The organism is Pseudomonas sp. 30_B (genome assembly GCF_017491605.1).
Classification (GTDB): Bacteria; Pseudomonadota; Gammaproteobacteria; order Pseudomonadales; family Pseudomonadaceae; genus Pseudomonas.
The window spans coordinates 93,188-105,359 of record NZ_JAFGYY010000019.1; the positions used below are offsets into that span (position 1 = coordinate 93,188).

Consider the following 12,172-nt stretch of genomic DNA (forward strand, 5'->3'; position numbering starts at 1 on the left):
AGAACTAACATGCGCCGCCTGCTTACCTTCATTGCCTGCCTGGTCCTCGCCCTGCCTGCCTTCGCCGAACAGGTGAAGCGCCTGGGCGACCTGCAAGTGCATTACAGCGTGTTCAACTCCAGCTTCCTCCAGCCCAAGGTCGCCCAGGCCGTGGGCGTGGTACGCAGCAAGGCCCAGGGCGTGGTCAACATCGTGCCGCTGGACGCCAGCGGCAAGCCGGCCAACGCCACCGTCGCAGGTTCCGCGAAGAACCTGATGGGCCAGGAAATCCCCCTGACCTTCAAGCGCGTGGTCGAGGAAGGCGCCGTCTACAACCTGGCGCAATTCCCCATCGAAGGCCGCGAAACCCTGACCTTTACCATCCAGGTCCAGTCCGGAGGCGGAGCGCCGCAAAGCTTCGACTTCATGCAGGAAATCTTCCCCGACGAATGATCAAGCTCGAACAACTGGTGCTGGCCAGTCACAACGCCGGCAAACTCAAGGAACTCCAGGCCATGCTCGGCGCCCACGTGAAGGTGCGCTCGATCGGCGAGTTCAGCGATGTGGAGCCGGAGGAAACCGGCCTGTCCTTCGTCGAAAACGCCATCCTCAAGGCCCGTAACGCCGCCCGTATCTCCGGCCTGCCGGCGCTGGCCGACGACTCCGGCCTGGCCGTGGACTTCCTCGGCGGCGCACCGGGCATCTATTCCGCGCGCTATGCCGACGGCAAGGGCGATGCGGCGAACAACGCCAAGCTGCTGGACGCCCTGAAGGACGTGCCGGACGATGAGCGCGGCGCCCAGTTCGTCAGCGTGCTGGCCCTGCTCCGCCATGCCGACGACCCGTTGCCGATCCTCTGCGAAGGCCTCTGGCATGGCAGCATCCTGCGCGAAGCGCGCGGCGAACATGGCTTCGGCTACGACCCGCTGTTCTGGGTGCCGGAAGCCGGGTGCTCCAGCGCCGAACTGCCGCCCGAGCAGAAGAACCAGCTCAGCCACCGCGCCCGCGCGATGGCCCTGCTGAAGCAGCGGCTGGGGCTATGAGCCAGGCAGGAAGCCACGGGCTCGACGCCGGGCCGGTGGTTTCCGGCTTCCGCCTGCCGCCGCTGTCCGCGTACGTGCACATCCCCTGGTGCGTGCGCAAATGCCCCTATTGCGACTTCAACTCCCACGCCGCCGGGCCGGAGCTGCCGGAAGACGCCTACGTCGAGGCGCTGCTGGCTGACCTGGCCGCCGACGGCGCGCATGTCCACGGCCGCAAGCTGACCTCTATCTTCTTCGGCGGCGGCACCCCCAGCCTGTTCTCGGCCAGCGCATTGGGCCGCATCCTCGAAGGCCTGGAGCGCCAGGTCGGTTTCGAGCGCGATATCGAAATCACCCTGGAAGCCAACCCCGGCACCTTCGAGCAGGCCAAGTTCGCCGATTACCGCAAGCTCGGCATCAACCGTCTGTCCATCGGCGTGCAGAGCTTCCAGGCCGCCAAGCTCAAGGCGCTCGGCCGCATCCACGACGGCGACGAAGCCGTGCGCGCCGCCGACATGGCCCGCCGCGCCGGCTTCGACAACTTCAACCTGGACCTGATGCACGGCCTGCCGGAGCAGAGCGTCGCCGATGCTCTCTCCGACCTGGAGCAAGCCATCGTCCTGGCGCCGACGCACCTGTCCTGGTACCAGCTGACCATGGAGCCCAACACGGTGTTCTGGAGCCAGCCGCCGGAGCTGCCCGAGGACGACCAGCTGTGGGAAATCCAGGAAGCCGGGCAAGCCCTGCTCGCCTCGGCGGGCTATCGACAGTACGAGACCTCGGCCTACGCCCGTGACGGCAAGCGCGCGCGGCACAACCTGAACTACTGGACCTTCGGCGACTTCCTCGGCATCGGCGCCGGCGCCCACGCCAAGTTGAGCACGCCGGAAGGCCGCATCCTGCGCACCTGGAAGACCCGCCTGCCGAAGGACTACCTGAACCCGGAAAAACCCTTCCAGGCCGGCGAGCGCGACCTGGAGGCGGACGACCTGCCCTTCGAGTTCATGATGAACGCCCTGCGCCTGACCGACGGCGTCCCCGCGGCAACCTTCACCGAGCGCACCGGCCTGCCGCTGGCCAGCATCGACGAGGCGTGCCGCCAGGCACGCGCGGACGGGCTGCTGGTGGACGATGCGCAGCGCCTGGCGCCCACCGAGCGCGGCCAGCTGTTCCTCAACGACCTGCTGCAGCGCTTCCTTCCCTGAGAACCGACGGGCGACGCTGCCGGCGCCGCCCGTGTACACTCCCCGGCGACTCTCGATCCCAAGGAGCCCCAATGGACTTCGCGCTCGACCTGATTGCCAACGTCTCCCGCTGGTGCCGCGGCCACCTGTCCGACATCGCCCTGGCGATCATGGCCACCGTGCTGGTGCTGTTCGGCCCGGCGATCAACGCCTGGATACAGCAACGCATCGGCAGCCTGAATTTTGTCTTCCGTACCCTGCTGTTCGTGCTGATCTGCGCCGTGGGCTACGGCCTGGCAATGGTCTTCGTCACCCCGTGGCTGGCCAAGGGGCTGGGCTACTTCAACAACTACACCCTGGCGCCGATCCTGCTGCTAGTGTTCTTCGTGATTGGCATGATCGCCGACCGCAGCTGACCTGCGTGCCTCCGGCGGTCAGCCACCACCACCGGAGGAACCATGAAGCCGATCAAGCACCTCTACCTGCACTTCGTCGACGGACAGCGCCTGGCGCTGCGCTTCCCGCAACAGAGTGAAGACCCTGCCGAAGTGGCTCGCGGCATTCGCAAGCAGATGGAGTCGCCCGCGATTGCCATCGAAGTGGACGGCGACCTGCTGATCATTCCCCGCACCAGCATCAAGTACCTGCAGATCAGCCCGGCGCCGATGCGCATGCCGGAGACCACGGTACTGGGGGCGGAGTTGATCGAGTAACGCGCGGCGGATCGGCCGTCCTTCGGACGGCATCGCGGACAGAGTCCGCTCCTACGGGGCAGTGCTTTTCGTAGGAGCGAGCTTGCTCGCGAACCGCCGGATAGCACATTCGCGAGCACAGGCTCCTCCACCCACACCGTCCAGATGCACAAAGGCCGCCCCGCGGCGGCCTTCGTTTACCTCAGTTCCCCTCGCGGCGCAGCGCCTGCGGAGTGAAGTCGCGCGGCCCCAGCGGGGCGTTGAAGTCGTACATCGGCTCGTTGTTGTCCAGGCCGTCGACGAAGTAGCGCGCGCCCTCCAGGTCGTACAGCGCTTCCAGGGTGCTCAGCACCATGGGCACGTCGTAGTAGTTGATCGGGTGCACTTCCTGGGCACGGATCAGCTTGCCGTCCTGGTTGTAGATGTCGCTGGCGAGGATCTGCCAGCTGTCCTCATCCAGGTAGAAACGGCGCTTGGCGAACGGATGACTCATGCCCTTGCGCAGGGTCGCCTCGACCACCCAGACGCGATGCGGCTCGTAGCGCAGCAGTTCGGGGTTGAGGGTCTTGGTGCGCAGGATGTCGGCGTAGGGAATGCCCTTCTGGTGCACCGCATAGCTGTTGTAGGGCACCAGCATCTCGCGCTTGCCCAGCAGCTGCCACTCGTAATGGTCCGGCGCACCGTTGTAGACGTCCACGGTGTCGGCGGTCGCCAGGCCATTGGTGTCCGGCTGCAGGCTGTCGTAGGCCAGGCTCGGCAGACGGCGCACGCGCCGCTCGCCACGACTGAAGCGCCAGGCCTTGCGGATCGACAGCACCTGGTCGAGGGTTTCCTGCACCACCAGCGCGGAGCCGGCCAGCTTGGCCGGGGCGACCACGTCGTACTTGTAGTAGAACAGGGTGTTGTTCAGGTCCTGCGGGGTCATGCCCTCGCGGCCATAGTTGAAGTACACGTAGCGGTCGAGCTTGAGTAGGTTGTAGCTGCCGTTGGCAAGCACGGCGGCCTGGTTGGTGACCATGTGAATCTGCTCGCCGCGGTAACGCATGATGTGGTTCCAGATCGCCTCCAGGCCGTTCTTCGGAATCGGGAACGGCACGCCGGCGGCGGCGCCCTGCACACCGTTACCGTCGGCGATCAGCTCGGCATTCTCGGCATTGAAGCGGGTGGCGTCGTAGATGCGCTGGGGCAGCGCGGCGCTGCGGCGGCTGGGGAACACGCGCAGGTAGTAGTCCGGGTTCTCCTGCAGCAGCGCCTGGGTGCCCGGGGTGAGCAGGGCCTGGTACTGCGCCAGGTTCTTGCTGTCGACCCTGTACTGCACGGCATCGCCGGCATAGGGGTCGGGATGATGGGCGCCGGGCTGATAGCCCGCCGGCGGCGTGGTGATGCCACCCGTCCAGGCCGGAATGGCGCCACTGGCGTTGCCGGCCTTCTCCGCCCCCATCGGCGTCAGGTCACGGCCCAGGCGTGCCGCTTCGGCGGCGTCGACCTTTGCCTGCGTCGGCAGGGCCCACACCCCTGCCACCAGAAGTACAGCAAGTTTCTTCAACACAGCAGACTCCTTTGCGACGGACTTCAGTCCGTCACTCTTATTTTTTATTGGCGGCGGATGCCGCTCTTGTTCAGGAGGTGAGGTGTGGCCGTCCCGGCCGCCGGGTGGTCCCGGTCTGCTTGTGTGTTCGTCCATGAAAAAGGCCTGCGGTGCAGGCCTTGGGTGAATCAGTCGACGCGCTCGAACTTGAGGTCCCAGACGCCATGGCCGAGGCGCTCGCCGCGCCGTTCGAACTTGGTCACCGGGCGCTCTTCGGGGCGCGGCACGTAGGTATTATCCGCCGAAAGGTTGCGGTAGCCGGGTGCGGCATTCATCACTTCCAGCATGTGCTCGGCGTATTGCTCCCAGTCGGTGGCCATGTGCAGCACGCCGCCGACCTTCAGTTTCTGCCGCACCAGCTCGGCCCAGGCCGGTTGCACGATGCGGCGCTTGTGATGGCGCGACTTGTGCCACGGATCGGGGAAGAACAGCAGCACGCGGTCGAGGCTGGCGTCGGCCACGCAGTCGCGCAGCACTTCCAGGGCATCGCAGCTGTAGACGCGGATGTTGCTGAGGTTGTCGGTCAGCATGCCGTTGAGCAGCGCGCCGACACCCGGACGGTGTACTTCCACGCCGATGAAGTCCTGGTCCGGCGCGGCGGCGGCCATCTCCAGGGTGGCGTGGCCCATGCCGAAGCCGATCTCGAAGGTGCGCGGCGCCTTGCGTCCGAACACCTGGTCGAAATCCCGCAGGCCGTCGGCCAGTTCCAGGCCGTACTTCGGCCAGCCCTGCTCGAGGCCGCGCTGCTGGCCCTCGGTCATGCGCCCGGCGCGCATCACGAAGCTCTTGATGGTGCGCATCGGCCGGTTTTCGGCATCGGGCTGGTTTTCGGGCTGATTCTCGGGAATGTCACTCATGACTCGGACCTTGCGGATAAATGCACACGCGGGCCGGCTACCCGAGGCAGACCGGCCCGCGCGCTGAGGTGGAATACTTAGTTGATGAGACCGGTCATCGGCGACGACGCGCTTGCATAGAGTTTGCGCGGCATGCGGCCGGCCAGGTACGCCAGGCGGCCGGCGACGATGGCGTGCTTCATGGCCTCGGCCATCATCACCGGGTTCTGCGCGTGGGCGATGGCGGTGTTCATCAGCACGGCCTCGCAGCCCAGCTCCATGGCGATGGTGGCGTCGGAGGCGGTGCCCACGCCGGCATCCACCAGCACCGGAACGCTGGCTTCTTCGAGGATGATGCGCAGGTTGTACGGGTTGCAGATGCCCAGGCCCGAGCCGATCAGGCCGGCCAGCGGCATCACCGCGATGCAGCCGATCTCGGCCAGCTGGCGGGCGATGATCGGGTCGTCGCTGGTGTACACCATGACGTCGAAGCCGTCCTTGACCAGCACTTCGGCGGCCTTGAGGGTCTCGACGACGTTGGGGAAGAGGGTCTTCTGGTCGGCCAGGACTTCCAGCTTGACCAGGTTGTGGCCATCCAGCAGCTCGCGGGCCAAGCGGCAGGTGCGCACGGCTTCGACCGCGTCGTAGCAGCCGGCGGTGTTCGGCAGGATGGTGTAGCGATCCGGCGGGATCACGTCCAGCAGGTTGGGCTCGCCCGGGTTCTGGCCGATGTTGGTGCGGCGCACGGCGACGGTGACGATCTCGGCGCCCGAGGCCTCGATGGCCACGCGGGTCTCTTCGAGGTCCTTGTACTTGCCGGTACCGACCAGCAGGCGCGAATTGTAGGTGCGGCCCGCCAGGGTGAAGGGCTTGTCGACCGGCAGGGTGGAGGAAGCTTGGCTCATCGGATTACTCCTCAGGAATTGGGAAAGCTTTGCGGGGCCTGAAAGATGTAGCGGCGGGCTCTAGCCGCCGCCGATGGCATGCACCACTTCCACCTGGTCGCCTTCGCTCAGGGCGGTGGCGGCGTGCTGGCTGCGCGGCACGATGTCCAGATTGAGTTCGACCGCGACACGCTTGCCGGTGAGGTCGAGACGCTCGAGCAGGTTGGCGACGGTCTGGCCGTCGGGCAGCTCGAAAGATTCGCCGTTCAACTGAATACGCATGGTCGGGACGGTCATTGCTGGAGGGGGTCGGCATTCTAGCCCGATCACGCCCGATGACCAAGGTATCGGGCGCGGCAGGCCGGCTTTTCTGACGTCCGGGTCAGCCCAGGCGCGCGGCCGTAGCGAACAGCAGGGCCCAGCCGATGAGGAAGAACAGGCCACCGATCGGAGTGACGATGCCCACGCTCAGCCCCGCCAGGGTCAGCAGGTAGAGGCTGCCGGAGAACAGGAGGATGCCGACGGCGAAGGCCCAGCCCGCCCATTTCACCAGCGCACCGCCGACCTGCACCGAGAGCAGCGCCACGCCCAGCAGGGCCAGGGCATGCAGCATCTGGTAGTGCACGCCGGTCTGGAACACCGCCAGGTACTCCGGAGTGAGACGGTTCTTCAGGCCGTGGGCGGCAAAGGCGCCGAGGGCCACGCCGGTGAAACCGAAAAAGGCGGCGAGCATGAGGAAGATGCGCAGCATGCGAAAGCTCCAGGCAGATGAGTGCCGCTATAATGGCCCGCTCATCCGCCCCGGCAAAGTCTCGAATGCCCAAGCTGCTCCGCCGCCTGTTCAAGTTCGCGCTCTGGTTCGTTGCCGGCAGCGTGGCGCTGGTCATCGTCCTGCGCTGGGTGCCGCCGCCGGGCACCATGGTCATGGTCGAGCGCAAGATCGAATCCTGGTTCGACGGGCAGCCGATCGATCTGCAGCGCAGCTGGCGCTCCTGGGACGAACTGCCCGAGAGCCTGAAGATCGCGGTGATCGCCGGCGAGGACCAGAAATTCGCCGAACACCACGGCTTCGACCTGCCGGCGATCCAGCAGGCGCTGGCTCACAACGAGCACGGCGGCAGCGTGCGCGGCGCCAGCACCATCAGCCAGCAGGTGGCGAAGAACGTCTTCCTCTGGTCCGGTCGCAGCTGGATTCGCAAGGGCTTCGAGGCCTGGTTCACCCTGCTGATCGAGACCTTCTGGCCCAAGCAGCGGATTCTCGAGGTCTACCTGAACAGCGTGGAGTGGGGCTCCGGAGTATTCGGCGCCCAGGCTGCCGCGCAGCACCACTTCGGCGTCGATGCCAAGCGTTTGTCGCAGCAGCAGGCCAGTCTGCTCGCCGCCGTGCTGCCCAACCCGCGCAAGTGGAGCGCCAGCCGTCCCGGCGCCTATGTGCGCCAGCGCGCCGCCTGGATCCGCCAGCAGATGTGGCAACTGGGCGGCGGCGACTACCTCGATCGCCTGTAATCCCTGAGCTTCAGTGCGGCCGGGTCTTCACGAAGGTATTGCGCGGCACGATGCGCAGCCATTGCAGCAGACCATCCTTGTGCAGCAGCGTCAGGCCCCGCTCGGGGTAGACCCAGGCCTCCCCTCCTTCGGTCTGCAGGCGCAGCCGGGGATCGCCCAGGCTGACCGCCAGACGGCCTACGGCCAGCTCTTCCTGGGGCGCCAGCGCCAATTCGGCCACCGGCTTGCTCGCCAACTGCCCCATCAGCTCGGCGCTCAACGGCTGGTCCTTGCTGCCCGCCTGCATGCCGGTGGCCTTGGCCAGGCTGGCATGTTCGTCCGCGCTCAACCCCAGCTCCGCCTCGACGTGCCAGAGCCCTTCATCGGTATGCAACTGACCGCGGTAATGCAGTTGGGGCCCGTCCTGACTGGCGGTCAGCCAGAGCTCGCCCGGCAGTTGCGCCTGCAGGTCGCTCAGGCTCAGGCGGTCATCGGCCAGCGGCTCGAACACCTTCTCCTTCCAGTCGCCAAACCATTGCGGCGGCTTGGGTGGCGCCGAGGTGCGGGCAATCCAGGAGCCCAGGGCGAACGCCAGCGCGGCGATGACGAGAAAGAACAGCCCATAGGCGGGGCGAAGGCGCGGCATGGAGCTCTCCGGTTGCGCGGGCAGAAAAAAACCGCACCAGGGTGCGGTTCTCGGACTCGCCGGGGCGCGTCGAAGCCGGTCAGGCTTCGATGCGACCCTTGAGTTTGTTCATCGCGTTCTTTTCCAGCTGACGGATACGCTCGGCGGACACGTTGTACTTGGCCGCCAGGTCGTGCAACGTCGCCTTCTCCTCGGCCAGCCAGCGCTGGTAGAGGATGTCGCGGCTGCGCTCGTCCAGGCCTTCCAGCGCCTCGTGCAGGCTGGCGGTGGAGCTGTCGCTCCAGTCCGCTTCCTCCAGCTGGCGCGCCGGGTCGTAGCGATGGTCTTCCAGGTAATGCGCCGGAGACTGGTAGGCACTTTCGTCGTCGGCGTCGGCCGCCGGGTCGAAGGCCATGTCCTGCCCGGTGAGACGGCTTTCCATCTCGCGGACTTCGCGGGCCTCGACGCCCAGGCTTTCGGCGACGCTGTTCACTTCGTCGTTGCTCAGCCACGCCAGACGCTTCTTCTGGCTGCGCAGGTTGAAGAACAGCTTGCGCTGCGCCTTGGTGGTCGCGACTTTCACGATCCGCCAGTTGCGCAGGATGAACTCATGGATTTCCGCCTTGATCCAATGGACGGCGAACGACACCAGGCGCACACCCATTTCCGGGTTGAAGCGCTTCACGGCCTTCATCAGGCCGACGTTGCCTTCCTGGATCAGATCGGCCTGAGCCAGGCCGTACCCGGAATAACTCCGGGCGATGTGCACGACGAAGCGCAGGTGCGCCAGAACCATTTGCCGTGCCGCTTCCAGATCTTGCTGATAGAAGAGGCGTTCGGCCAGTTCGCGCTCCTGCTCCGGCGACAACAGCGGAATGCTGTTCACCGAGTGCACATAGGATTCCAGGTTTGCACCGGGAACCAGGGCATAAACAGGTTGCAGAGAAGTGGTCATGCGAATCCTCCGATTCACGAAACTCGCGCAGTGTAGCACTGCGAAATCTGACTGCAAGCGGGTGTAAAAGTTCCTTTACACCCGCTTGACCCCCGTAAATTCAGGGGGTTTCAGCGCGGAGCCAGCTCCCGCAGGTGGCGCGCCACGGCCAGCCAGGCGCCGATCCAGCCCAGCAGCACGGCACCGACGGTGAGCGACAGGCCATCATCCACCGGCACCCCGGCGAGGCCGAAGTCGCTGCCGTAGAGCCCGGCCAGATTGACCACCGCGCCGTTCAGCCAGTCCAGGCCGAAGGCCAGCAGCGCCCAGGACAGGATGCCCGCGCCCAGGCCATACAGCGCGCCCATATAAAGGAAGGGGCGGCGCACGTAACCGTCCGTCCCGCCGACCAGCTTGATCACCTCGATTTCGTTACGGCGATTTTCAATGTGCAGGCGGATGGTGTTGCCGATGACCAGCAGCAGGGTCAGCACCAGCAGGATGGTCAGGCCGAAGACGAAGCGGTCGCCCAGCTTGAGGATCGCCGACAGCCGCTCGACCCAGACCAGGTCCAGCTGCGCCTGTTGTACACCCGGCAGTTCGGCGAGCCGTTGACGCAAGGCATCCAGCTGAGCCTTGTCGATCTGCTTGGGCGTCACCGAGATCACCGCCGGCAGCGGGTTGTCGGGCAGTTCCTTGAGCGCCTCGCCCAGACCGGACTGTTCCTGCAGCTCTTTCAGCGCATCGTCGCGGCTGATCAGCTGCGCCTCGATCACATCGGGCATTTTCTCGATCTGTTCGCGCAGGTCCTGCCCCTGGCTGTCGGTGGCCTTCAGGTCGAGGAACAACGAAATCTGCGCGGCGCGCTGCCAGGAGCCGCCGAGGCGCTCGACGTTGTGCAGCAGCAGCGACAGGCCCATGGGCAGGCTGAGGGTGATGCCCATCACCAGGCAGGTGAAGAAGCTGCCGAAGGGATGGCTGAACAGGCGGTGCAGGCTGTCGGCGAGGCTGGCGCGGTGGTTTTCCACATAGGCGGCCAGCGAGGCGCTCTGGTCCTGGTTCTCGTGCTCGTCCGGGCGCTCGCGGGTGTTGCGCTGCGGCGTGCCCTCTTCCGGGCCGTGGGGCAGGTCGTTGGCGCTCATCAGGCGGTCTCCTCGCGGTCGGCGATGATGCGGCCGCGCTGCAGGGTGATCATCCGGTGACGCATCCGCGCGATCAGCGCCAGGTCGTGGCTGGCGATCAGCACGGTGGTGCCGAGACGGTTGATGTCTTCGAACACGGACATGATTTCCGAGGCCAGGCGCGGGTCCAGGTTACCGGTGGGTTCGTCGGCGAGCAGCAGGGCCGGGCGGTGCACCACCGCGCGGGCGATCCCGACGCGCTGCTGCTGGCCGGTGGAGAGGTCGGACGGCAGGTCGTCGGCCTTCTCCTTGAGGTTCACCCGCTCCAGCGCCTCTTCCACGCGGCGCGCGATCTCGGGCTTGGGCAACCCGAGGATCTGCATCGGCAGGGCGACGTTGTCGAACACGCTGCGGTCGTTGAGCAGCTGGTGGTTCTGGAACACCACGCCGATCTGCCGGCGCAGGAAGGGAATCTGCGCGGTGGAGATGCGCGACACGTCCTGCCCGCCGAGCAGCAGCTTGCCGGAAGTGGGTCGCTCCATCGCCAGGATCAGGCGCAGCAGGGTGCTCTTGCCCGCGCCGGAGTGGCCGGTGACGAACATGATCTCGCCGCGCGGCACGCGGAACGAAATCTCGTGCAGGCCGACATGGCCGTTGGGATAGCGTTTGCCTACCTGCTCGAAACGGATCATGCGATCTCCCGGGTCTCGAAGAGTGCGCGGACGAAAGCGTCGGCCTCGAAGGTTCGAAGATCGTCGATCCCCTCGCCGACACCGATGTAACGGATCGGCAGGCCGAACTGCTTGGCCAGGGCGAAGATCACCCCGCCCTTGGCGGTGCCGTCCAGTTTGGTCAGGGCCAGGCCGGTGAGTTCAACGGCGTTGTTGAACTGCTTGGCCTGGTTGATGGCGTTCTGCCCGGTACCGGCGTCCAGCACCAGCAGGACTTCGTGGGGAGCCGTTTCGTCCAGCTTGCCGATCACGCGGCGCACCTTCTTCAGCTCTTCCATCAGGTTGTCCTTGGTGTGCAGGCGACCGGCGGTATCGGCGATCAGCACATCGATGCCACGGGCCTTGGCGGCCTGCACGGCATCGAAGATCACCGAGGCGGAATCCGCGCCGGTGTGCTGGGCGATCACCGCGATGTTGTTGCGCTCGCCCCACACCTGCAGCTGCTCGACGGCGGCGGCGCGGAAGGTGTCGCCGGCGGCCAGCATGACTTTCCTGCCGTCCAGCTGCAGCTTCTTCGCCAGCTTGCCGATGGTGGTGGTCTTGCCGACGCCGTTCACGCCGACGACCAGAATCACGTAGGGCTGCTTGCCGGACTCGATGGCCAGCGGCTGCTCCACGGGGCGCAGCAGGCCGGTCAGCTCTTCCTGCAGGGCCTTGTACAGCGCCTCGCTGTCGGCCAGCTCCTTGCGCGCCACGCGCTTGGTCAGGTTCTGCACGATGGTGGTGGTGGCCTCGACGCCGACGTCGGCGGTCAGCAGGCGGGTTTCCAGTTCGTCCAGCAGGTCGTCGTCGATGGCCTTCTTGCCCAGGAACAGGCTGGCCATGCCCTCGCCGATGCTGGCGCTGGTCTTCGACAGGCCCTGCTTGAGGCGGGCGAAGAAGCCGAGCCTGGCCGGTTCGGCAGCAGCAGGCATGGCTTGCGGCTCGGGCTGCGCTGCGGGAGCGGGTTGCTCTTCAGGCTGGGCGACAGCGACGGGAGCCTCGGGCGTGGGTTGCGGCTCCGGCTGGGCGACTACGACAGGCGCCACGGGCGCGGGCTGTACCGGCGCGGCGACCGGAGCCGGCGGCGGTTCGACGGGCTGTACGGTTTG

16 protein-coding genes are annotated in these 12,172 nt (G+C 66.4%); 6 read left to right on the forward strand and 10 right to left on the reverse strand.

Annotated features, from left to right (window positions below):
- The first annotated feature begins 9 nt into the window (after window positions 1-9).
- The 5 genes from J5M67_RS20115 (at window position 10) to J5M67_RS20135 (ending at window position 2,898) form a co-directional block, all read left to right on the forward strand.
- Window positions 10-432: a DUF4426 domain-containing protein gene (locus tag J5M67_RS20115; protein ID WP_207887081.1), complete on the forward strand. Its 423-nt coding sequence runs from the start codon at window positions 10-12 to the stop codon at window positions 430-432.
- Entirely contained in the window at window positions 429-1,022 is a 594-nt protein-coding gene (rdgB, locus tag J5M67_RS20120) for an RdgB/HAM1 family non-canonical purine NTP pyrophosphatase (protein ID WP_207887082.1), read from the forward strand. The genes J5M67_RS20115 and rdgB overlap by 4 nt, the downstream gene beginning before the upstream one ends.
- Window positions 1,019-2,206 (forward strand): radical SAM family heme chaperone HemW, encoded by a 1,188-nt coding sequence (gene hemW / locus J5M67_RS20125; RefSeq protein ID WP_207887083.1) that lies wholly within the window; start codon window positions 1,019-1,021, stop codon window positions 2,204-2,206. The genes rdgB and hemW overlap by 4 nt, the downstream gene beginning before the upstream one ends.
- A 71-nt stretch (window positions 2,207-2,277) precedes the next feature.
- Window positions 2,278-2,601 carry a DUF3392 domain-containing protein gene (locus J5M67_RS20130; protein WP_207887084.1) on the forward strand — a complete coding sequence of 108 codons (324 nt, stop codon included), beginning with the start codon at window positions 2,278-2,280 and terminating at the stop codon, window positions 2,599-2,601.
- A 42-nt stretch (window positions 2,602-2,643) separates the two neighbouring features.
- Window positions 2,644-2,898 carry a hypothetical protein gene (locus tag J5M67_RS20135; RefSeq protein WP_207887085.1) on the forward strand — a complete coding sequence of 85 codons (255 nt, stop codon included), beginning with the start codon at window positions 2,644-2,646 and terminating at the stop codon, window positions 2,896-2,898.
- A 181-nt stretch (window positions 2,899-3,079) separates the two neighbouring features.
- Here the strand turns inward: J5M67_RS20135 and J5M67_RS20140 are convergent, their stop codons facing one another.
- The 5 genes from J5M67_RS20140 to J5M67_RS20160 form a co-directional block, all read right to left on the reverse strand.
- Window positions 3,080-4,426, reverse strand: coding sequence for a DUF1329 domain-containing protein (locus tag J5M67_RS20140; protein ID WP_207887086.1), 1,347 nt, complete (start codon window positions 4,424-4,426; stop codon window positions 3,080-3,082).
- Between the two features lie 167 nt (window positions 4,427-4,593).
- Complete coding sequence (trmB, locus tag J5M67_RS20145; RefSeq protein WP_243434773.1) at window positions 4,594-5,265, reverse strand: tRNA (guanosine(46)-N7)-methyltransferase TrmB; 672 nt, start codon at window positions 5,263-5,265, stop codon at window positions 4,594-4,596.
- 134 nt (window positions 5,266-5,399) lie between these two features.
- Window positions 5,400-6,206 carry a thiazole synthase gene (locus J5M67_RS20150; protein WP_207887088.1) on the reverse strand — a complete coding sequence of 269 codons (807 nt, stop codon included), beginning with the start codon at window positions 6,204-6,206 and terminating at the stop codon, window positions 5,400-5,402.
- Between the two features lie 60 nt (window positions 6,207-6,266).
- Window positions 6,267-6,467, reverse strand: coding sequence for a sulfur carrier protein ThiS (gene thiS, locus J5M67_RS20155; protein ID WP_207887089.1), 201 nt, complete (start codon window positions 6,465-6,467; stop codon window positions 6,267-6,269).
- A gap of 100 nt (window positions 6,468-6,567) precedes the next feature.
- Window positions 6,568-6,936, reverse strand: a complete 369-nt coding sequence (locus J5M67_RS20160; RefSeq protein ID WP_207887090.1) for a DUF423 domain-containing protein — start codon at window positions 6,934-6,936, stop codon at window positions 6,568-6,570.
- 32 nt (window positions 6,937-6,968) lie between these two features.
- Here J5M67_RS20160 and mtgA point away from each other — a divergent pair, with 32 nt between their 5' ends.
- Window positions 6,969-7,691 (forward strand): monofunctional biosynthetic peptidoglycan transglycosylase, encoded by a 723-nt coding sequence (mtgA, locus tag J5M67_RS20165; RefSeq protein WP_207887091.1) that lies wholly within the window; start codon window positions 6,969-6,971, stop codon window positions 7,689-7,691.
- Between the two features lie 10 nt (window positions 7,692-7,701).
- On the opposite strand, the gene J5M67_RS20170 is transcribed toward mtgA, so the two are convergent.
- The 5 genes from J5M67_RS20170 to ftsY form a co-directional block, all read right to left on the reverse strand.
- Entirely contained in the window at window positions 7,702-8,316 is a 615-nt protein-coding gene (locus tag J5M67_RS20170) for a hypothetical protein (protein ID WP_207887092.1), read from the reverse strand.
- A 79-nt stretch (window positions 8,317-8,395) separates the two neighbouring features.
- A complete protein-coding gene (gene rpoH / locus J5M67_RS20175; RefSeq protein WP_207887093.1) occupies window positions 8,396-9,250 on the reverse strand; it encodes an RNA polymerase sigma factor RpoH in 855 nt (284 codons plus the stop codon).
- A 110-nt stretch (window positions 9,251-9,360) separates the two neighbouring features.
- Window positions 9,361-10,371: a permease-like cell division protein FtsX gene (gene ftsX / locus J5M67_RS20180; protein WP_207887094.1), complete on the reverse strand. Its 1,011-nt coding sequence runs from the start codon at window positions 10,369-10,371 to the stop codon at window positions 9,361-9,363.
- A complete protein-coding gene (gene ftsE / locus J5M67_RS20185; protein WP_207887095.1) occupies window positions 10,371-11,042 on the reverse strand; it encodes a cell division ATP-binding protein FtsE in 672 nt (223 codons plus the stop codon). Before ftsE ends, ftsX begins: the two co-directional genes overlap by 1 nt.
- The coding region (ftsY, locus tag J5M67_RS20190; RefSeq protein WP_243434767.1) for a signal recognition particle-docking protein FtsY at window positions 11,039-12,172 on the reverse strand (1,134 nt) is incomplete at its 5' end. The genes ftsE and ftsY, both read right to left, overlap by 4 nt.

Bases quoted from the DNA above. Each gene is read 5' to 3' on its own strand.
- J5M67_RS20115 (WP_207887081.1), top strand. From the start codon at position 10: ATGCGCCGCCTGCTTACCTTCATTGCCTGCCTGGTCCTCGCCCTGCCT.
- rdgB (WP_207887082.1), top strand. From the start codon at position 429: ATGATCAAGCTCGAACAACTGGTGCTGGCCAGTCACAACGCCGGCAAA.
- hemW (WP_207887083.1), top strand. From the start codon at position 1,019: ATGAGCCAGGCAGGAAGCCACGGGCTCGACGCCGGGCCGGTGGTTTCC.
- J5M67_RS20130 (WP_207887084.1), top strand. From the start codon at position 2,278: ATGGACTTCGCGCTCGACCTGATTGCCAACGTCTCCCGCTGGTGCCGC.
- J5M67_RS20135 (WP_207887085.1), top strand. From the start codon at position 2,644: ATGAAGCCGATCAAGCACCTCTACCTGCACTTCGTCGACGGACAGCGC.
- trmB (WP_243434773.1), bottom strand. From the start codon at position 5,265: ATGCGCACCATCAAGAGCTTCGTGATGCGCGCCGGGCGCATGACCGAG.
- J5M67_RS20150 (WP_207887088.1), bottom strand. From the start codon at position 6,206: ATGAGCCAAGCTTCCTCCACCCTGCCGGTCGACAAGCCCTTCACCCTG.
- thiS (WP_207887089.1), bottom strand. From the start codon at position 6,467: ATGCGTATTCAGTTGAACGGCGAATCTTTCGAGCTGCCCGACGGCCAG.
- J5M67_RS20160 (WP_207887090.1), bottom strand. From the start codon at position 6,936: ATGCTGCGCATCTTCCTCATGCTCGCCGCCTTTTTCGGTTTCACCGGC.
- mtgA (WP_207887091.1), top strand. From the start codon at position 6,969: ATGGCCCGCTCATCCGCCCCGGCAAAGTCTCGAATGCCCAAGCTGCTC.
- J5M67_RS20170 (WP_207887092.1), bottom strand. From the start codon at position 8,316: ATGCCGCGCCTTCGCCCCGCCTATGGGCTGTTCTTTCTCGTCATCGCC.
- rpoH (WP_207887093.1), bottom strand. From the start codon at position 9,250: ATGACCACTTCTCTGCAACCTGTTTATGCCCTGGTTCCCGGTGCAAAC.
- ftsX (WP_207887094.1), bottom strand. From the start codon at position 10,371: ATGAGCGCCAACGACCTGCCCCACGGCCCGGAAGAGGGCACGCCGCAG.
- ftsE (WP_207887095.1), bottom strand. From the start codon at position 11,042: ATGATCCGTTTCGAGCAGGTAGGCAAACGCTATCCCAACGGCCATGTC.